Origin of the sequence: Nannocystis pusilla (genome assembly GCF_026626665.1) — a bacterium.
In the GTDB taxonomy this organism is placed as follows: Bacteria; Myxococcota_A; Polyangia; order Nannocystales; family Nannocystaceae; genus Nannocystis; species Nannocystis pusilla.
This window is the reverse complement of record NZ_JAPNKE010000002.1, coordinates 9310339-9328926: the sequence shown is the minus strand read 5'-3', so window position 1 is coordinate 9328926 and position 18588 is coordinate 9310339. Positions and strand designations below refer to the sequence as shown.

14 protein-coding genes and 2 pseudogenes are annotated in these 18588 nt (G+C 72.8%); 6 read left to right on the top strand and 10 right to left on the bottom strand.

All coding sequences use genetic code 11. The annotated features are described in order from the left end of the window. Positions 1 to 23: 23 nt before the first annotated feature. Together OV079_RS41225 and OV079_RS41220 are read right to left on the bottom strand one after the other, a co-directional pair. The gene (locus OV079_RS41225) at positions 24 to 1223 is read right to left on the bottom strand and encodes an MBL fold metallo-hydrolase (protein ID WP_267775191.1); all 1200 of its coding nucleotides are present in this window, start codon (positions 1221 to 1223) and stop codon (positions 24 to 26) included. 272 nt (positions 1224 to 1495) lie between these two features. Continuing rightward, on the bottom strand, positions 1496 to 2152 hold the full coding sequence (locus OV079_RS41220) for a histidine phosphatase family protein (protein WP_267775190.1): 657 nt from the start codon (positions 2150 to 2152) through the stop codon (positions 1496 to 1498). Between the two features lie 104 nt (positions 2153 to 2256). Between OV079_RS41220 and OV079_RS41215 the strand changes: the two genes are divergently transcribed. Next, a complete protein-coding gene (locus OV079_RS41215; protein ID WP_267775189.1) occupies positions 2257 to 2946 on the top strand; it encodes a helix-turn-helix domain-containing protein in 690 nt (229 codons plus the stop codon). 406 nt (positions 2947 to 3352) lie between these two features. Here OV079_RS41215 and rnhA read toward each other — a convergent pair whose 3' ends face one another. The 5 genes and pseudogenes from rnhA to OV079_RS41190 form a co-directional block, all read right to left on the bottom strand. After that, positions 3353 to 3877 carry a ribonuclease HI gene (rnhA, locus tag OV079_RS41210; RefSeq protein ID WP_267775188.1) on the bottom strand — a complete coding sequence of 175 codons (525 nt, stop codon included), beginning with the start codon at positions 3875 to 3877 and terminating at the stop codon, positions 3353 to 3355. Between the two features lie 41 nt (positions 3878 to 3918). Continuing rightward, positions 3919 to 4740: a hypothetical protein gene (locus OV079_RS41205; protein WP_267775187.1), complete on the bottom strand. Its 822-nt coding sequence runs from the start codon at positions 4738 to 4740 to the stop codon at positions 3919 to 3921. 52 nt (positions 4741 to 4792) lie between these two features. Next, a complete protein-coding gene (locus OV079_RS41200; protein ID WP_267775185.1) occupies positions 4793 to 5296 on the bottom strand; it encodes a hypothetical protein in 504 nt (167 codons plus the stop codon). A 466-nt stretch (positions 5297 to 5762) separates the two neighbouring features. Continuing rightward, positions 5763 to 6125: pseudogene (locus OV079_RS59455) on the bottom strand (FAD-binding protein); the annotation flags it as partial. Positions 6126 to 6452: 327 nt separating this feature from the next. Then, positions 6453 to 6905: a S41 family peptidase gene (locus OV079_RS41190; RefSeq protein ID WP_267775183.1), complete on the bottom strand. Its 453-nt coding sequence runs from the start codon at positions 6903 to 6905 to the stop codon at positions 6453 to 6455. A gap of 198 nt (positions 6906 to 7103) precedes the next feature. On the opposite strand from OV079_RS41190, the pseudogene OV079_RS41185 reads away from it, so the two are divergent. The 5 genes and pseudogenes from OV079_RS41185 to OV079_RS41160 all read left to right on the top strand — a co-directional run bounded on the left by OV079_RS41185 (position 7104) and on the right by OV079_RS41160 (position 12188). Then, positions 7104 to 8002 (top strand): annotated as a pseudogene (locus tag OV079_RS41185) (SGNH/GDSL hydrolase family protein). A gap of 228 nt (positions 8003 to 8230) precedes the next feature. Continuing rightward, on the top strand, positions 8231 to 9709 hold the full coding sequence (locus OV079_RS41175; protein WP_267775180.1) for a penicillin-insensitive murein endopeptidase: 1479 nt from the start codon (positions 8231 to 8233) through the stop codon (positions 9707 to 9709). Positions 9710 to 9811: 102 nt separating this feature from the next. Beyond that, entirely contained in the window at positions 9812 to 10273 is a 462-nt protein-coding gene (locus OV079_RS41170) for a YkgJ family cysteine cluster protein (protein ID WP_267775179.1), read from the top strand. A 74-nt stretch (positions 10274 to 10347) separates the two neighbouring features. Continuing rightward, positions 10348 to 11490 (top strand): 3-phosphoserine/phosphohydroxythreonine transaminase, encoded by a 1143-nt coding sequence (gene serC, locus OV079_RS41165; RefSeq protein ID WP_267775178.1) that lies wholly within the window; start codon positions 10348 to 10350, stop codon positions 11488 to 11490. A 23-nt stretch (positions 11491 to 11513) separates the two neighbouring features. Beyond that, positions 11514 to 12188: a suppressor of fused domain protein gene (locus OV079_RS41160; RefSeq protein WP_267775177.1), complete on the top strand. Its 675-nt coding sequence runs from the start codon at positions 11514 to 11516 to the stop codon at positions 12186 to 12188. Between the two features lie 71 nt (positions 12189 to 12259). Here the strand turns inward: OV079_RS41160 and OV079_RS41155 are convergent, their stop codons facing one another. The 3 genes from OV079_RS41155 to OV079_RS41145 all read right to left on the bottom strand — a co-directional run bounded on the left by OV079_RS41155 (position 12260) and on the right by OV079_RS41145 (position 18311). Continuing rightward, positions 12260 to 13171 (bottom strand): hypothetical protein, encoded by a 912-nt coding sequence (locus tag OV079_RS41155; protein WP_267775176.1) that lies wholly within the window; start codon positions 13169 to 13171, stop codon positions 12260 to 12262. A 323-nt stretch (positions 13172 to 13494) separates the two neighbouring features. Continuing rightward, a complete protein-coding gene (locus tag OV079_RS41150; protein ID WP_267775175.1) occupies positions 13495 to 14757 on the bottom strand; it encodes a hypothetical protein in 1263 nt (420 codons plus the stop codon). Further along, positions 14676 to 18311 (bottom strand): protein kinase domain-containing protein, encoded by a 3636-nt coding sequence (locus tag OV079_RS41145; RefSeq protein WP_267775174.1) that lies wholly within the window; start codon positions 18309 to 18311, stop codon positions 14676 to 14678. Before OV079_RS41145 ends, OV079_RS41150 begins: the two co-directional genes overlap by 82 nt. Positions 18312 to 18588 lie beyond the last annotated feature (277 nt).

Here is an 18588-nt window from a genome sequence, read left to right as displayed (position 1 = left end):
CTCACCCTATCACGCGGCCGCGCTCATCGCATCCGCTGCAGCTGGTACCGCAGCTGTCGCAGACCGCCGCGCATGCGGGCCTGCAGGTGCCCGAGGTTGCGCCGCGTCAGCAGCTGCCGCGGCCGCAGGTAGACCTCGGCGTTGTACATGGACAGGAGGATCCGGTGGCGGCGCCAGTTCTTGGCCCCGCGCCGCACCACCAGCCGCGCCGACACCCCCAGCGTCTGCAGCCCGAACGGCTGCGTCAGCGCGAACAGCAGCGGCTGCCCGCACACCTCGACGTCGACCTTGCCGCCGGTGACCGGCTCGCAGCGGCCGCGCGCGAGGTCGAGGCGCAGCGTGACCTCGAGGTCGCGCACGCGGACGATCACGGGCCCCAGCCACCCGCGCAGCAGCCACGCCGGGTAGTGCGCGGCGAGGCGGGCGGCCAGCGCCTCGGCGGCGGCGACGAGGGCGGACAGCTCGACCGGCGCCGGCGGGTCGAGCGGGGCCGCGCCCCCACGCGCGAAGGCCTCGTCCCAGAACTGCAGCGCCGGCCGAGAGTCCCACGCGCGCCCGACCTCGTAGACCTCGCCGGGCGCGAGCACGTCGAGGCGCAGCCCGAGGTGTTCGAACGCCGCCGCGACGTGACTCGGCGTGTTGGCGTACGCGTTCATGTACGCGTTGTCCTCGCACGAGAAGCGGACGAAGCTGGCGATCGGGATCGTCGTCTCGGCGCCGAGGTCGCGATGGTTGGCGATCATGCTGTCGACGACCGCGCGGGCCTTCCGCGGCAGCCGCTCGTCGCGGTCGGCCTCGCCGCCGTAGCCGGCCAGCGAGAACTGGTTCAGCACCACCTGCGCCGGCCCGAGGTCGCCGCGGATCAGCCGGCAGTCACCGGCGTCGGCCTCGGCGTCGTTGACGTTCACGAGACATGTCCCATCGGCCATGACCGCGAGGACAGAGTCCATCTGCCCGACCTGGTAGCAGTAGACCTGCAGCCCCGGCCGCAGGTCGACCAGCGCGCGGTGCGGCAGCAGACGGACGTTCGCGAAGCCGAGGCGGGCGAACGCCTGCGGCATCTTGTCGGAGGGCATCTGCTGGAACAGCACCGTCACGCGGCGCTTGAACGCGGCCGGCAGGTCGCGCAGCGTCGGCAGGTGGAAGTGGTCGGGGTGCTCGTGCGAGACCCATAGGTAATCGACCTGCTCGAGCCACGCCGCGTCCCACGCCGGCGGCGCCACCAGCGACCAAGGTATTGAAGACCTTGCCGCCGAGCCACGGGTCGGTCCAGATCGTCGCGCCGCCGGCCTCGATCAGCAGCGACGCGTGGGCCACCAGTCGCAGCTTCATCGCCGGACCTCGCGCGCGCCGTCGGCCGACGCGATCGGTCGGTCGCACGACGACGCTCGCAGCGACCACGAACTCAAGCATGCCCGTCCTCGCTCGGGCTCACGGTAGCAAGCGGCCCAGGTCCTGCCAACCGCGGCCCGAGGCGGCCCGAGGTCTTCGGGCCTCATCCTCCGAGATCGAGCTCTCCGAGGTGGTCCGTGGCATTCTGGACATGGATGTCCCATCGGCCATCCGCGCGGTGGCGCAGGCGGTACACGCCCGCCAGCGAGACCGGCAGCGCGATGGCCTCGGCGTGGGGCATGCCGGTGAGCGCGGCGATCACGGCCTTGATCACGCCCTTGTGCAGCACCGCGACCACGCGCGGGCTCGCGGGCGCGGCCAGGACCCGGCGCGCACCCGCCTGCACGCGGTCCCAGAACGCCTGGCGCGACTCGCCGCCGGGATAGGTGAAGCCGAGGCCCTCGGCGAGGTAGCGGCCGTGGCCGCTCGGGTCGCGCTCGGCGACCTCGGCGAACGTGAGGCCCTCCCACGCGCCGAAGTCGACCTCCGCGAACTCGGGCACCACCGTGACCGGCGGCGGCGGGCGCTGCCCGGCGGCCACCAGCGCCGCCGCGGCCCGCGAGCGCTGCAGCGGCGACGCCAGCACCGCCGCAAAGCCGGGCTCGGCCGCCAGCGCGGCCGCCACCCGCTCGATCTGCTGCAGCCCCAGCGACGACAGCGCCACGTCCGTCGCCCCGTGCAGGCGGATCGACGACTGGCCCTCGGTCTCACCGTGGCGGACCAGCACGAGCTCGGCCGGGGATGACGACGCGGGGCGCAAGCGGCCTGGGCTTACGCGAGGTCGGCCAGGCCGTCAACGACCGCGGGCGTGCATACGCCGCGCTTGCGGACGCGGCGGCCTCTGACATATAACGAACCCGCGAAATGGCCTCACGAACGCCACGGCGCCCGGCTTCGGAGGCTGTTCCCGCTGCGAGCGCCCCGCGCCCGGCGGGGGCCGAGCCCGAGTCCGGCGGCCGCTCGTCCGCCGAGGCGGCGTCGGAGATCGCGCTGCTCGGCGAGGGCGACATCGGCGCGGCCGAGCTGACGCGTCGCCTGGCCGACAACATCCGCACGCTCCGCAAGGCCCGCGGCTACTCGCTCGACGACATGGCCCGAAGGTCAGGTGTCTCGCGGGCCAGCCTGTCGCAGGTCGAGACAGCCAAGACCAACCCGACGATCGCCATCCTGTGGAAGATCGCCGCCGGCCTCGAGGTCCCGTTCTCGGCCCTGCTCGGCGCCGACAAGACCGAGCGCGTCAGCGTGCTCCGCCGCCCCGACCAGCGGGTCCTCCGCTCGGCCGACGGCCAGCTCGAGAGCCGCCCGCTCACCCCCGCCGGCACCCTCGGCGGCGTCGAGGTCTACGAGCTGCGCCTCGCCCCGCGCGCGGTCCACAGCTCCGAGCCCCACGCCCCCGGCACCGGCGAGAGCGTCACGGTCCTGGTCGGCCACTGCGCCTGCGCGTCGCCGAGGAGGTCCACGACCTCTCCGCCGGCGACACCGCCAGCTTCGCCGCCGACGTCCCGCACAGCTACGAGAACCCGGGCCGCACCCACACGCTGGTCCACAACGTGATCGTCTACCAGCGCTGAGGCGGCCGAAGCATGCGGCCGTGCGCCTCGGCCTGTCCTTCGGGACAGGCTGGTCACGCCGCTCGCCTACCAGCCCCGAGGCGGCGTGACACCGAGGCCGAGGCGAGCCCCTCGCCGTCTCCTCCGGGACAGGCTGGTCACGCCGCTCGCCTACCAGCCCCGAGGCGGCGTGACACCGAGGCCGAGGCGAGCCCCTCGCCGTCTCCTCCGGGACAGGCTGGTCACGCCGCTCGCCTACCAGCCCCGAGGCCGCGTGACCCCGAGGCCGCGGCGACGCGCACGTCCTTCGGGGCAGATCGGCGTGCCCGGCGTTCGCCGGCGACCTGTCCTCCTGGACAGGCTCTTCCGTCCGGCGACAGCCTGTCCTTCAGGTCATGTCCGGCGTGGCCTCAGCGCTTGACCGCGAGGCCCGGCGCGTCGCCGACCGAGATCTTGTCCTTCGGCGCGTACCCGCTGCGAGCCGCGTCGCGAGCGGCGACCGCGAGCCGGTCGCAGCGCTCGTTCTCAGGATGCCCGCTGTGACCGCGGACCCAGTGAAAGCGGATCTTGTGGGTCGCGAGGAAGCCGTCGAGCGACTGCCACAGGTCCTGGTTCTTGACCGGCTGGCGGTCGGCGGTGCGCCAGCCGGCGCGCTTCCACCCGGGCAGCCACTCGGACATGCCCTTCAAGACATATTGCGAGTCGGAGTAGAGGTCGACGGTCATCGGCCGGCGCAGCGCCGTGAGCCCGCGGATCACCGCCATCAGCTCCATCCGGTTGTTCGTCGTGTGCGGCTCGCCGCCCGACTCCTCGCGCTGCTTGGCGCTGGCCGGGTGGATCAGCACGTACGCCCAGCCGCCCGGGCCGGGGTTCCCGGCGCAGGCGCCGTCGGTATACAAGAGGACATACGCGAGACGCGGGTCGTCCGGTTGCATCGGCGCTGCAACCTACCCGACCCGCGCCCCGCTGCCAACCTCTACAGGTCGAAGCCGCAGCACTCCGCGGCCGCCTGGGACTGCTGCTCGGTGTCCTGGTCGCAGAAGCCGGCCGGCGCGGGGCACTCGCCCTGGGGCATGTTGTCGACCAGGCAGGTGCAGGTGTCGCCCTCGCACTTGAACTCGACGATCCCTTCGGGGCACTCCTGGCCGATCGAGCAGCTGTCGGCGCCGTTGCTCGAGCCGAAGCCGGCGCAGTCGGAGCCGGCGCAGGTCATGCCGACGGCGTCGAACTCGTCCTGGCAGGGCCCGAACTCCTCGTCCTCGAACGCCTTCATCAGCTCGTCGCAGGTCATGTCGCCGACGCAAGAGTTGAACGCCACCGTGACCTCGAGGCAGCCCTCGCCGCTGCCGGTCGCCTCCGCGCAGTCGGCCTTGCACGCGGCGACGTCGGGGAACGGCGGCATCGGGAAGCACTCGAAGAACTTGTCGCAGGCCGCCATGCAGGCCGCGTCGAGCTCGGGCGGGACCGGCTCGCCCGTGTCGGTGTCGGTGTCGACGGGCATCGTCGTGGTCTCGTCGACCGTCGTCCCCACGGTCGTCTCGCCGCCCATCGTGTCGGTGCCCGCCGTCTCGGTCCCGGTCGCGCTGCCCTCGGTCGGCGTGCCGGTCGACGTCGGCGTGTTCGTGGTCCCCTCGGTGCCCGGCTCGGTCGCGGTGCTCGGCTCCGTCGCGGTGCTCGGCTCGGTCGCGGTGCCGGTGCTGCTGTCCGTCTCGTTCTCCTTCTCGGGGCACGCCGCCAGCGGCAGCGTACACACGGCGAGGAGGAGCGCGCGAAGGTTCGTGTGAAGCGTAAGGCTCATGCGGCGAAGGGTGCAGCGGGCGCCCTGCGAAGTCCAGGCGCGATGTCGTCCCTCAACCGACGCGGTGCAGCTTCTCGTAGAGGCCCGGAAACACGCCGTGCGGATCGAGGCGCCGCTTGGCCGCCGCGTAGTTGTCTTCGTCGTAGATCGAGAAGAAGCGCTCGCGGGTGTAGTGATTGCGCGAGATCAGCGTCTTCACCCCGTCGCACGCGTACGTCTGCGCCTCGAACAGCTGCGACCAATCGAGCTCGGGATCGCCGTTCGGCATGCCGTACACGGCGCAGTCGACGAGCAGCGAGTCGCCGATCTTGTCGACCATCGCCGGGCTGAGCCACGGATACCACCTCGGCAGACGATAAGGGATCACCCAAAGCGGATAGAACCGCGGCTCGCGGGCGTACCACCCGTAGAAGTCGAGGATCCGCCGGTGCGGCACGAACAGGTCGACGACGACGTCGGGCCGCCGCTTGATCGCCCCGAGCAGCGGCGCGAGCCGGTTCGACCAGCGAATGAGGTTGGTCGAACCGAGCACGTGCTTGCCGACCAACCTGCGCACGAGCCGGTTCTCGAGCCCCGGGACGGTGCGCGTCAGCCAGTGACACTCGGTGTCGTAGCGGAAGAAATAGTCGCGCGTCCGCAGGTAGTCGACCGCGCGCGCGCGTGCTCTTGTAGAAGATGTCCTGTCGGCGGTAGTCGCTGACGTACGGTGCCCGGGCCACGAACCGACCGAGGCACAGCACCAGCTCGTCCGGCCCGTGGACGATGCCGTCGATGAACGTGTAGTCGCCGGCCTCGCAGTAGGTCCGCATCGCCGCGAAGTAGCTGCCCGGGTCGCGGTGGCGCTCGTAGGTCAGCTCGACGAACGGCTCGGCCGGCGCCAGGTCGAACTCGAGGCGCGTCACGATCGCCAGCGTCCCGTACGAGCCGTGGACCATGTCGAACGCCAGCGACTCGCGCTCGCGCGAGCAAGTGAGGACCTCCCCCGCGCCGCTCACCAGCTCGAGCTCGCGGCAGGTGTCGTGGAAGCCGCCGACCCGGAACGAGCTCGACTCGACCGCGCACCCGGCCACCGCCCCGCCGATCGTGATGCCCTCGAGCTCCGGCACCACCGCGGGCACCAGTCCCAGGGGCAATGTCGCATCGACCAGGTCGGCGAAGGTCAGCCCCGGCTCGGCCACGCAGCGCCGCGCCTCGCGGTCGATGTGCAGCACCCTGCGCAGCGGCGACACGTCGATCGCCGGGCTGCGGAAGCGACGGTCGCCCGGGAGCGGCACCACGTGGTGGACCCCGCCCTTGTCGATGTGGACCCGCTCCCCGCGAGCGGCCCGCTCGCGGACCTCGGCGGCGATGGTGTGGACGCGGGCCTCGTGCTCGGCGGCGATCATGTCCGCGAGTGTTTTGGGTCCGGCCCGCCCGGGCAAGCCCGGAGGCGAATGCGGGTGCGGAACGCTGTGACGCAGCCTCTTCGCGCCGCGAGCCGCAGAAGGTCCGGCGAAGGCCCGAAGCCGCGAGGGAGCGCTCGGGGCGGAAGGTCGCCGAGCCTCGAGTCCAGCCGGACGACGCCCACCGACCGCCCCGCCCCGCGACCCGGTCCCGGACCGAGCCCGCGCGCCGGCCCGGAAAATAACGCGAACAGCCCCACGGCGCGAGGCGCCGGGGGCCGTCGGGAGCGGACAGGAGGACCGCCGGGAGCTGAGCCGTGCGGCTCGGGCTCACTTCTGGACGCGGATCAGCTGACGCTCGAGGGTGACGAACTTGTGCCCGCTGCAGCGGGTCGCGACCTCGATGGTGACGCTCGTGCCGGACGGACCGCGGAGGGCGGCGGCCCAGTCTTCGACGCTCACCGGGTACATGCCGTCGACCGACACGAGGTGCATGCCCTCGCGGAGGACGCCGTCGGCGGGCGCGCCGGGGAGGACATCGCGGACGACCACGAACTCGCCGCGCTGCTGGATCACCGCGCCGATGCCCGAGTAGGTGTAACCGCGTTCAGCGACGGCGACGGTGCGCTGGGCCTTGCAGTTGGTGCCGGCGTAGCGCTGCAGCAGGGCGGCCGAGGTGGCCATCGAACCTGCGAGGATGATCGAGCCGAGGATGATCTTCCGCGCTGTCCGCCAGCGGGAGATCGAAGTGGCCAGGTTGGTGTCGGTCTCTGGATTGTGCATGACCATCGCTCCTGTGCCTGACGCCTCGAGGTCGTGGATGCTCAGGCTTGTCGAGTGTTTCACAGCTTCGCGGGGGTTGCCAGCGGCGCAAATACCGGCCTTGTGGCGGCGCCATTCCCGGCTCCTGCTCGGGTTCGCCCCGGCGAACTGCCACCTTCTTTGCCAAGCGGCCGGCCTTCGGGCTATAGGCGTGGCCCCATGCCCCTCCTGCGGCTGTTCGTCCCTCTGACCCTGGTGTTCGCCCTCGCCTGCGACAAGGCGACGCCTGCGACCCCGGCGCTGACGCCCCCGCCCGCGGCGATCCCCTCGGATGAGCCGCCGGCCGCTGAGCCTGCTCCCGCGGCCGCGGCGGCGCCCCGGGAGCCCGCGATCGCGCCGGCGACTCCGGAGCCCGCGCCCGTAGAGGTTGCCGCCGCCCCCAGCGGCCCGCGCAAGGTGCTCGTGCTGGGCGACAGCCTGGCTGCGACCGGCTTCGGCGCGATGCTGGAGAAGAAGCTCGACGAGCACCCCGACATCGAGTGCTTCCGCAAGGCCAAGAGCGCGACCGGCCTGGCTCGGCCCGACTTCTATGACTGGGAGTCCGAGGCCAAGAAAGCGGTCGAGCAGCGCAAGCCCGACCTCGTCGTCGTCATCATGGGCGGCAACGACGGCCAGGACCTCACCACCAAGTCCGGCAAGGGCAAGCGGGTGGCCTGGAAGTCCGACGGGTGGAACGACGCCTACAAGGCGCGGGTCGCTGAATTCCTCAGCGAGATCTCCGCCGACGGCCGCAAGGTCCTGTGGCTCGGCCTGCCGCGCACCGGCACAACCAGCTCGAACAGAAGCTGACCACGATCCGCGACGTGCAGAGCCAGGCGCTCGCCGACTTCGGCGAAGCCGGGGTCTACCTCGACACCAGCCCCTTCATCACCGACTCGGACGGCGACCTCATCGACACCGCGACGGTCGGCAAGCGCAAGGCCCAGGCCCTCCGCGAAGAGGACGGCATCCACTTCACGATGGCCGGTAGCGAGTTCTTCGCCGACAAGGTCTATCCCGAGGTGCTGCGCGTGCTCGGCGTCGAAGACGCCGCTGAGGGCAAGAAGCCCCAGAAGTGACAGGGGAAGATCTCCCTGCGCGACGCCTCGCGCGCCGCGCACCTGACCGATTTGCAACCCGATTGTAGTTGCAATTTTGCCTGCCGCGCCACGTGTTCGCCGCCGTTCGGCCGCACGGCGCGGCAATAGCCGCAGGCTCCGCGGCCGGCGCCGACGAGGGCGAGGTGCGCGCGACTGACGTGCCCGCAACGGACAGCCTCTGCTAGCTTGTCCGGTGCTCTAGCCCGCATGACCCGGTCCTCGTCCGCACACCCCTTCCGGCACGCCGCCTTCGCGCGGTGGGGGTCGTTCTGGGCGCTGCTCGTGGTCCTGTGCGCCGGCCTGGCCTCGCCGCTGGTGTCCGAGGCCGCAGCGGCCGCGAGCAGCGGCAAGTCGAGCAGCAGCAAGAAGAAGTCGTCCGGCGGCAAGTCGAGCGCGAAGAAGAAGTCCGGCGGCAAGGGCAAGAAGGCGAGCAGCAAGTCCGCCGCGCCGAAGCCGATCCGGCCGTTGCAGCGCGACGTGGTCGGGCCCGAGGCCGTCCCCGACGGCGACTGGGCCGAGGGCGAGACCGACACCGACGGCGAGGGCGACCTCGAGGAGGACACCGGGGACGCCGGAGATCCGGAGTCGGAGCTCGAGGCGATCGAGCGCGAGCTGCTGTCGCAGCCGGCCGGCCCCGAGCCCGAGATCGTCTACGCCGAGGGTCCGCCTCCGCCCCCGCCTCCGCCGGTCAAGCCGCGCTCGCTCAAGCACGCGCTGATCCCCGGCGAGACCCTCGACGACGTCGCCGCGCTCTACAAGGTCGAGGTCGGCGACCTCGCCAGGTGGAACGGCATCCGCGCCGGCGAGCCGATCCCGAAGAAGAAGAAGGACCTGCGGGTGATCACCACCCACAGCCCGCCGCCGCGCGAGAAGCTCGAGCACCTCATCAAGCGCGGCGACACGTGGGACAAGATCGCCGCCGAGTTCGGGGTCGAGGTGGCCACGCTGCGGCAGCAGAACCCGCGCCTCGGCGACAAGCTCGAACCCAAGCCGAAGCAGAAGCTCAAGGTCGTCGCCTGGAAGGACCTCGACGTCTCGCCCTCGGCCGGCCTCGGCACCAAGCTGTCGCAGATCCGCGTGCGCGCCGGCGGCCTCAGCATCGGCAAGCCCAACCGCGGCAAGCTGGTCCGCGGCGTCAAGCTGCCCGACCGCCCCGACCTCTACGTCAAGCGCAAGCCCGACGAGTCGTACGCCTCGACCCACACGGTGATGCAGACGATGGCGGCGATCACCCGCTTCCGCCACGAGAGCAGCTTCAAGGGCCAGGTCGTGATCGGCGGGATGAGCCGGGCCCGCGGCGGCCGGTTCCGGCCGCACAAGTCGCACCAGAGCGGCCGCGACGTCGACATCCGCCTGCCGGTCCTGCGCTCGGCCGAGGGCAAGCGGCACACGACCTCGGCCGACGTCGACTGGAAGGCGACCTGGCAGCTGATGCGCGCCTTCCTCGACACCGGCGAGGTCGAGTACATCTTCCTCGAGTACAACCTGCAGAAGCGGCTCTACAAGGCCGCCCGCGAGTCGGGCGTGTCGCGCGAGCAGCTCGACGCGTGGCTCGAGTGGCCGGTGAAGATCAAGAAGCGCAGCAACAAGCGCGTCCTCATCCGCCACGTCGAGGGTCACACGACGCACATGCACGTGCGGATCCGCTGCGGCCCCAACGAGAAGCACTGCTACTCCTCGCGCTGACGCCACGCGTCTACGTGCCAGGCCTCGCGCCGCGTGCGGCGTCGCGCTGCGATCCGCGCTCTCGTTCACGTCCTCGGCGACTCACTCGCTCCCGCTCTCCGCATGTCCCTCGCCACTCTGTGTCAGCGCTGCGCCCTGTGTTGCGACGGCGACCTGTTCGCTACTGTCCCGCTGCAGCCCGGCGAAGTCGACGCGGTGCGGCGGCGCGGCCTCGTCGTCCTCGACCGCGACGCGGGGCCCGCCCTCGCCCAGCCGTGCGCCGCCCTGCAGGCCCGGAGCTGCACGATCTACGACGACCGCCCCGCCCCCTGTCGCACTTACGAATGCATGCTGTACGCCGCGCTCGCGGCCGACGAGGTCGGGCTCGAGGGCGCCCTCGCCACCGTCGCCGAGGCGAGGGCGCGGCTGGCAGCCGTCGCCGACGCGCTGCCCGGCGAGGGTCCGGCGCTCGCGCGGGCGCGGGTCGCGGCGCGCGAGGGTCACCTGTCCCCGGAGACATACGCGCTCGTGGTCCACGCGAGCGAGTTCCTCGAGCGACGTTTCCGCGGTCACACGCGCCGCTGAGGCCCTGCGCGGCCGCGCGGGAGTGCGCAAACCCACGACCTTGGCCGCGAGCGGCGCTGATATGCTCCTGCGCCATGGACAGCGGCAAGCCCAAGCTGTGGAACTTCTCGGCCGGTCCGGCCATTCTCCCGCCGGTGGTGCTCGAGCGCGCGGCCGAGGCCGTGCACGAGCTGCGTCAGGACGGGCACGCCAGGGACGCCGCCGGCGTCGGCATGTCGATCCTCGAGATCTCGCACCGCAGCGCCCCCTACGAGGCGATCACGTTCGGCGCCGAGAAGCTGGTCCACGAGGTCCTGGGGGTCCCCGAGACGCACCAGGTGCTGTTCCTGCAGGGCGGCGCCAGCCTGCAGTTCGTGATGGTGCCGATGAACCTGCGCGAGGCCGACAAGTTCGCCGCCTACGTCGACACCGGTGTGTGGTCGGGCCGGGCGATCGCCGAGAGCGAGGGCCTCGGAGCGACGCGCGTCATCGCCAGCTCCAAGGCCACCAACTACGATCGGATCCCCGAGTTCCCGGCGGCCGACAGCTACGCCGGCGCCAGCTACCTCCACATCACCACCAACAACACGATCTACGGCACCGAGTACGCCGAGATCCCCGAGGCTCAGGGCGGCGTGCCGCTGGTGATCGACTTCTCGAGCCACGCCGGTTCGCGGCCGATGGCGCTGGGGCGCGCCGCGCTCGGCTACGCCGGCGCGCAGAAGAACCTCGGCCCCTCGGGCGTCACGCTCGTCTACGTGCGCAAGGACCTGCTGGCCAAGAAGCCCGCCGCGCACGTCCCGGTGTACCTGCGCTACGCGACCCACGCCAAGGAGCCGAGCCTCTACAACACGCCCAACACCTTCGGCGTGCTGGTGCTCAAGCTCGTGCTCGAGTGGATGCGCGACGAGGGCGGCCTTGAGGCGATCGGCGCTCGCAACGAGCGCAAGGCGCAGAAGCTGTACGACGTGCTCGACGACAGCAAGGTGTTCCAGGCGCACGCCCAGCCCGGCAGCCGCTCGCACATGAACGTCGCGTGGACCTGCGGGCGCGCGCCCGAGGCCCAGCGCGAGTCGATCGCCAAGAAGTTCCTGGCCGAGGCGCAGGCGCTCGGCTTCGACGGCCTCAAGGGCCACCGCTCCGTCGGCGGTTTCCGCGCCTCGATCTACAACGCCTTCCCCGAGGCCGGCGTCGCCGCCCTGTGCGAGTTCATCACCGAGTTCGAGCGCCGCCTGTAGGCCTCGCCCACGACCTCCGCCGCATGTCCGAAACCATGAAGGCCCCGGGCTGGGCCGCGATCGACGCCGCGTGTCAGCGGCTCTACGCGCGCCAGGTCCCGCACCAGTACACCAGCAAGACCGCCTACGAGCTCGAGACCGCGAGCCCGCTGCCGGCGATCACCGTGTGGGAGGGCCAGCGCCCGGCCCACTGGCACTACGTCACCTACGGCCTCACCGAGCTGTTCGAAAAGACGTCGCACGACCCGAACGTGTCCGGCTTCGGCTTCGAACTGACGATGCGGGTGCCGCGGGCCGAGGGCGAGGACCAGCCGCCCGCGTGGCCCCTGCGGACCCTGCAGAGCCTCGGCCGCTACGTCCTCGGCAGCCGCAAGGGCTTCGACACCGGCCACCGCGCCGACCTCGGCGGACCTATCGCCCCCGGCGTGACCACCGAGCTCACCGGCCTCGTCTGCGTCCCCGACCCGCTGCTCGGCAAGATCACCGGGCCCTACGGCTCGCTGCTGTTCCTCCAGGTCATCGGCGTCACCCCCGACGAGCTGGCGGCGATGGAGCGCCTCGACCACGAGGGCGTGGTCCACATGATGGGCGAGATCGACTTCCACGGCCTGACGGACCCGTCCCGCGGGTCGTGGCTCAAGAACCCGCAGAAGGCCCCGGTGGTCCGCCGCTACCAGCTCGGCATCCTGCGCGATTGAAAGACCGCCGCGGCGACTTGCTGTTGGGACATGCTCTATCGGACATGTCCTGAGGGCCGGGCCCCGCGGCGTCACGGCGAGTCGGGCGGCTGGACGCAGCGGGTGAACTCGCCGCAGCTCTCGATGGTCAGGCACTTGCGCATCTGCGGCCGGTTCCAGTCGGTCACCGCGAACTCGCACATGCGCCCGCACGACCGCACGTAACGCTCGCGCGCCTTGCCCTCCGGCGGGGCCATGTTGTTGGCCTCCGACTCGCACCCGAGCTGGCGCTCGCACAGCTGCTGGCACAGCGCAGCCTCGTCGTTGGCCGGCCTCGGCTCGCTCACCGGCGTCGTCGTCGCCGGCGCCGGCCCGCTGCCCGGCGACGCGGGCGTCGTCGGCCCGGGGTACCCGGACGCGACGCAGGTCCCGTCTGGCTTTCGGGACATGCCCACAGGGCAAGGTTCCATCGCGCAGGTCTGACCGTCCCACCGGCTCCCGGCAGGACACGCCGTCGGCTGCGCGACCGCCAGCCCCGGCAGCGCGCTCAGCTCGATGCGGATCAAGGCGCCGCACCCCTCCGGCGGCCGCAGGTCGGCCGTGGTCGAGGCGTCGCAGCTCGCAGGCTGACCGTCGGCCGACAGCGTCTCGCGCTCGGCAGTCGAACCACCGCCGGCGCCGATCTGATTGAAACCGGCGCCGACCTTGATCTCCCCGGCCCCGCCGGCGAAGAAGTGGAACGCCCCGACCTGCACGCCGGAGATGATGTGCGTGGCCGCGTCGCAGTCGCCCGCCAGCAGGTCGCGCCCGGGCCGGGCCTGCGGCGCCTCGAGCATGCCGACCAGGGCGATCTCGACGTCGAGCTCGCCGGCGCGGGCCAGCTTGCCCTCGAGCCGGGCGGCGCCGAGAGGAGCTGGGCGTAGAGCTCGTCGGCGCTGCGGATCTTCACGCGATCGTTCTTGCGGGTGAGGCCGAGGTACGAGTACTCGCCCTGGACGTCGCACTGTCTCAAGACCGAGATCTCGCAACCATCGACGCGCACCGCCACGAGGCCGCGCTTGAGCCGAGCCTCGAGGGAGGCCCGCTCGGCGGCCGCCCACTCGACCACCAGCGGGTGCGAGGCGGCGCCACCGACGACGCACTTGCCCTGCCCGGGGATCTCGAGCTCCGGCGGCTTCGCCAGCCGCTCCGCCGGGCTGCGACAGGAGCCGAGCGCCAACACCAATCCGAACCAACCGCCGGGGCGAATCACCGCGCCAGCGTAGCAAACCCCGACGTCCGCGCGCCGCGAGCCATGGGCGGCCCCGCGTGACGTCGCGCCGCTCCGTCACGGCCGCGCGGCCACGACCTGCGCCTTCAACTGAGCCCACACCTCCGGCCCGAACAACCGCGACAACCCGGGGTGCGACTGCATGCGCTCGAGCGCGAGGTACGGGGTCTCGCTGGTCGTCAACGCGGCGTCGATCCACCGCAGCGCCGCCGCGCGATCCTCCATCGCCGCCGCGAGGTCAAGCTGCTCGGCGAGCAAGCGCGTGTGCAGCTTGTCGCGCGCCGGGAACGTCCGGTCCGCGGTCACCCGAGCGTACGCGGCGCCGAACGCCTCGCGCGCGGCCGACAACCGTCCGGCCCGCGTCAGCGCCAGCCCGCGCGCATAGTCGATCGTCACCAGCCGCTGCAGCTCCAGCGGATCTTCCGGCGCCGCGCGCGGATCGGTGGCCGCGAGGTGATGCAGGACGACGTCGACGTCCTCGGGCCGCAGCGACAGCGAGACGGACGGGTCGAGCACCAGATCGACGAGCCGCGGGCCGAACGAGGCGCGCGCCGCCAACCACGCCGCCGCGTCGCCCCGTCGCAGCCGCTGGTGCAGCGCGTCGTACACCGGGTCGCTCTCGCCGACGACCGCGAGGAAGGTCCGGATGTCCGCCGCCGCCCGCTCGACCTCGCCGAGCCCGAGCCACGCGTCGATGCGCCACACCTGCTGCGCGCTGCCCGGCGCGGCCGACGTCGACGCCTGCACCGCCGCGGCCAGCTCACCCTCGGCCAGCAGCCACGCCGTTGCGTCCGCGCTCGCAGCGGCCGAATCGCTGGTGAAGCCGGTGAGGCGGAGCGAGCGCACCCACACGTGCCCGACGAAGTCCGGCTCGACCGCCTCGGCGAGCACGCGCAACGACAGCGGACCGGGCGGCGGAGTGCGCGTCGCGTCGTTCCACGCGCTCACGAGGCGGCGCCGCTGCTCGCCCGACTCGAGCTCGCGGATCGTCGTCGCCAGCCCCGGGTACACCGCCATGCGCACGCGCACCGTCGCGCCGTCCTGCACCACCAGCACCGGCTCCTGGCTGCCGAGGCTCACGCGCGTCTCGGGCCGGTCGCTCTGGCCGAACCCGCCGACCGTCGCCGCCAGCCACGGCTCCTGGTCGCCATCCGCGACCACCAGCGACAGCTTGTTGCCCCACTCCATGCGGTCGACCTCGAGCTCGACCTCGAGCGCCGCCGGTCCGCCGTCCCACGTCAGCGGCAGCTCGGCCAGCACCGGCGAGCGCGAGGCCCACAACGACAGCGCCTGCCGCCCCGGCGCGCGCCGCAACGCCACCGGATCGGCGACTCGCCAGCGAGGGTCGAGCGGCCTGTCGAAGCCGAGCGCGAGCTCGGGCGCGGCGCCGTGGCGGTCGTCAGCGCCGCCAGCTCGGCCTCGACCGCGGCCCGCTCGCCCGTCTCGACCACCGCCAGCCGCTGGCGCGTCAACGCCTCCGCCGCCGCGAACTCGCCCAGCCGGCGCCGCGCCGCCGCGGCCCCGGCCAGCGCCCGCGGCGCCAGGTCGGGCCGGCTCGCCGCCGCCACGTAGCGCTCGGCCGCCAGCGCGTCCTCGCCGATCGCCGAGTAGAGTTCGCCTGTCCGCAGGAGCATGTCCTTTTCGACATTGCCCGAAAAACCTGCGATATCGGACAGCTCGTCGGCGGTCCGGCGCGGCAGCCCGATCGCCGCCAGCTGCTCGGCGTTCGCCCACGCCTGGGCGATCGCCGGGTCGGTGATGCCCGGCGGGATCGGCCGCGGCTCGCGGTCGAGCGGCGGCAGCGGCGGCAGCGGCGAGGTCCCGGCCCCGAGCACCAGCAGGCGCGGGCTCGCCTCGAACGTCGCGGCCACGATCTCGGCGCGGCCGTCGTGATCGAGGTCCTCGACCAGCAGCGGCGCGAGGCCGCCGATCTGCTGCGGTCGGAGCGGCGCGTCGGGGCGCCAGCGCAGCAGCATCGTCCCCAGCCCCTGGACGCCGATCACCGCCTCGTCCTGGCCGTCGCCGTCGAGGTCGCCCGTGTGCACGCGCGTGAATCGTTGCTGCGCGCCGTCCTCGGCCTGCGCCGGCACGTGGCCGAGGATCTCGAGCGCCCCCGAGCGCAGGCCGACCACGTAGATCCCCGCCGGCTCGCCGAGCGGCTTGTCGACCGGGAACCTGCCCGGGGCGATCTGGCCGTCGATCTTCGACAACACCAGCAGGTCGCCGCCGGGTGCACGCATCCTCTGCACGCCCTGCGCCTGGTACGAGCCGAACGCGCGCCGCACCACCAGGTCGAGCTCGCCCGCGGGCGTCGGTTTGAAAATTCGCAGGTCGTAGGCCTTCCACGGCCCGGCCGCGACCACGATCTCCGGCCGTCCGTCGCCCTCGAGGTCCGCGGTGAGCACCGCCGACAGATCTGACCCGGCCGCCTCGGTCGGGCCGTGGGCCGAGCGTCGCGTCCACCTGCCGGCCTCGTCTCGCTCGATGCGCCAGAACCGGCGCGCGTACGCCTCGGTGCCGAGGTAGACCTCGCGCCGGCCGTCGCCGTCGAAGTCGAGCGTCGTCGCGTGCATCTGCACGCTGTCAGGCCACACGTCGACCACGCGCGGTGACTCGCCGGCGACGTCGAGCATGCGCACCTCGAAGCGGTTGGGGTCCGGCGTCGGATAGCTGGCGAACAGCAGCGACTCGCCGTCGGCCGCCTCGACCCGCCGCGCCTCGCCGACCTCGATCGTGCCGATCGGCGTCAACGCGACGTCGGCCCGCAGCAGCTGCGCGATCGGGCCCGAGCGCCAGGACAGCACCTCGCGCGCGCCGTCGCCGTCGATGTCGATCGCCGCCAGCGTGCGCGGCAGCGCCTGCGGCTCGGGCCCGAGGCGGCCCGGATCGATCTCTGTCACACGGGACAGGTCCTCCAGGACATGTCCCCAATTGTCCTCATCGCCGCTCGCCAGCACCCGCGCCGCCGCCGGCAGGTCGCGCTGCGCCAGCGCGGCCGCCAGCCGGACCGCCTGCAGCGCCGGCCGCGTCGCCTCCTGCGGGGCCTGCCGCTCCAGCACCGCCAGCGCGGCCGCGGCCTCCGGCACCTTGCGCTGCGCGCTCAGCCGCTCGATGAGGCCGAGCAGGGCGGCCTGGGCATCCTCCTCGGTGCGCGCGGCGATGTAGGCGCTGCCGTACGCGTCGACCGCCTCGGCGTGGTCGGTCTGGGCCGCCGCCCACTCGAGGTACGCGCGAGCGACCACCGCCAGGCCGCGGTTCTCCGGCAAGGCCACGAACGTGCGCAGCGATCGGCGCGCCTCGTTGGTGTCGCCGCGAGCGCGGAGCGCCTCGATCTGCCCGTGCAGCGCCTCCAGCCGGCGTAGCGCCCGGCGCTCGCCCGCGTAGCGGCTCGCCGCGGCGTAGCCGAACATCACCCCCGCGACGAGCACCGCGGTGCCGACGATCGACCCGGCGATCTGGAGCGCCCGTCGCCTTCGCTGCTGCCGCTCGGCCTCGGGGTCGCGGGTCAGCAGCTCGACCAGCTCGGCGAGCGAGGCGAAGCGCTCCTCCGGCCGCTTCGCCAGCCCGCGACACACGGCCGCGTGCAGCCACGCCGGCACCCCCGCGCGCGGCGGCGAGGTCGGCAGCGCGTGCTGCTCGATCGCGGCGGTGAGCGTCGCCAGCGTCTCGCCGTCGAACGGCCGCGCGCCGTACAGCGCCTCGTACAGCGCGACGCAGAACGCGTACTGATCGCTGCTCGCGGTCGCCGAGCCGCCGCGCAGCAGCTCCGGCGCCATGTACACCGGCGTGCCGATCAACGCGCCTTCGCTGGCCAGAGTCGCGGTCGTGCCTCCCGGTCCCAGCGCCGGCTCGCCGCGAGATCCAGTCATCCCGCCGCGACGCGCCGCCAGCCCGAAGTCGGCCACGCGCACGCGCCCGTCCTCGCCGACCAGCACGTTGCTCGGCTTGAAGTCGCGGTGGACGAGCCCCTCGCGGTGCGCCGCCACCAGGCCCGCGCCCGCCTGACGCAGCACCGCCAGCGCCTCGCGCCACGCTCGCGGCGCCTCCGTCAGCCAGCGCTGCAGGTCGACGCCGGCGACGTACTCCATGGCCACGAACACCGCCTCCTCGACGGTCCCGACCTCGTGGACCGCGACCACGTTGGGGTGGGCCAGCCGGGCCAGCGCCTGGGCCTCGCGCAGCAACATCGCCCGCCCCTGCGACGCCTCCTGCCCGCGCGCCGCGTGCAGCAGCTTGATCGCCACCTTGCGGTCGAGCTCCTCGTCGTACGCCGCGAACACCACGCCCATCGCCCCGCGCCCGAGCTCGCGCAGGAGCACGAAGCGACCGATCCGCCCGCGCTGCAGCACCGCGCGCAGGGCCGGCGGATCGCCGGCGGCGAACCGCTGCTCGGCGCTCAGCGTCGTCTCCTCGGTCGCTCCCTCCTTGCGCTCCGCGGCGCCGACCGTGCCCGCCGACACCCGCGTCTCCTCGAGGTCGCTCGCAACCTGCTCGCGCTCCGCTGCACCGGCGCCCGCCGGCGCCCGCGTCTCCGCGAGGTCGCTCGCAACTTGCTCGCCCTCCGCCGCACCGATGCCCGCCGGCGCCCGCGTCTCCGCGAGGTCGCTCGCAACCTGCTCGCCCTCCACCGCACCGATGCCCGCCGGCGCCCGCGTCTCCGCGAGGCCGCTCTTGACCTGCTCGCGCTCCGCCGCACCGATGCCCGTCGGCGCCCGCGTCTCCGCGAGGTCGCTCCTGCTTGCTACGGCGATCGGCGCCGCGATCGGGACGTCCTCGAGGTCGCGCGTCGGCTCGCTTGCGAACGGTGACAGACCGGCCCGCGTCTCCTCGAGCCCGGCTCGGCCCGGCCCGCCCGGCTCGTCTCTCGCGCCCATCGCCCCCGCCACGGTAGCACGCGCCGCACCGCCTCTACCGCGGCACCTCGGGCGAATTCGCGCCGTCCTCGCGCGCGGACACGACCTGTCTCTTCGGCCATCTCCATCGCGGGTCGGCCCCAGCGCGGCCTGTCTCTTCGGCCATCTCACCGACGCTCGGCTGCGACCGCATCGCCCTCGCGCTGCCGGCGAACGGCGCATCACCTGTCTCTCCGACCATCTCGAGTCGCCCGCCGAGACCTGTCTCTTCGGCCATATCACTGAAGGGAAAGAGCGC